Annotated in this window: 2 tRNA genes and 1 rRNA gene; all 3 read right to left on the reverse strand. The window is 50.2% G+C overall.

Features of this window, described 5'->3' with window-relative positions:
- Window positions 1–268 precede the first annotated feature (268 nt).
- A tRNA-Ala gene (locus FH061_RS30180) sits at window positions 269–344 on the reverse strand.
- Window positions 345–354: 10 nt separating this feature from the next.
- A tRNA-Ile gene (locus FH061_RS30185) sits at window positions 355–431 on the reverse strand.
- Between the two features lie 71 nt (window positions 432–502).
- Window positions 503–588 (reverse strand): 16S ribosomal RNA (locus FH061_RS30190); the annotation flags it as partial.

Here is a 588-nt window from a genome sequence, read left to right on the forward strand (position 1 = left end):
GAAACGTTATGGAGCTTGAGTATGAATATGCCGTATTCCAGACTACTCGCATTGCTGCGAGAACTCTTTCCTACATATGATTGATGACAATCACAACCCACCAGTTTTACCGATACCCTCATCACAAGGGCATCAGTGCCACTGATAAATCTTTACTACTTCTTCCAGATTGTTAAAGAACAAAAACAGCTCATGATCGAAACGATCAAACCTAAGCAGCATTCCCGTTGGCACCGTCGTGATGCCGAACCCGCTTAGGTTTGATGTTTGGTGGAGGTTGACGGGATCGAACCGACGACCCCCTGCTTGCAAAGCAGGTGCTCTCCCAGCTGAGCTAAACCCCCAATATCAGGATGGTGGGTCTAGTTGGGCTCGAACCAACGACCCCCGCGTTATCAACACGGTGCTCTAACCAGCTGAGCTACAGACCCAAACGCTGTCTTGGCTTGTGTTACCAACAGACCGATAAGTGTGAACGCTTGACTTGGCAAGCCTACTCTAGAAAGGAGGTGATCCAGCCGCACCTTCCGATACGGCTACCTTGTTACGACTTCACCCCAGTCACGAATCCTACCGTGGTAAGCGCCC

The sequence above is a fragment of the Noviherbaspirillum aerium genome, from assembly GCF_008929045.1.
In the GTDB taxonomy this organism is placed as follows: domain Bacteria; phylum Pseudomonadota; class Gammaproteobacteria; order Burkholderiales; family Burkholderiaceae_D; genus Noviherbaspirillum; species Noviherbaspirillum aerium.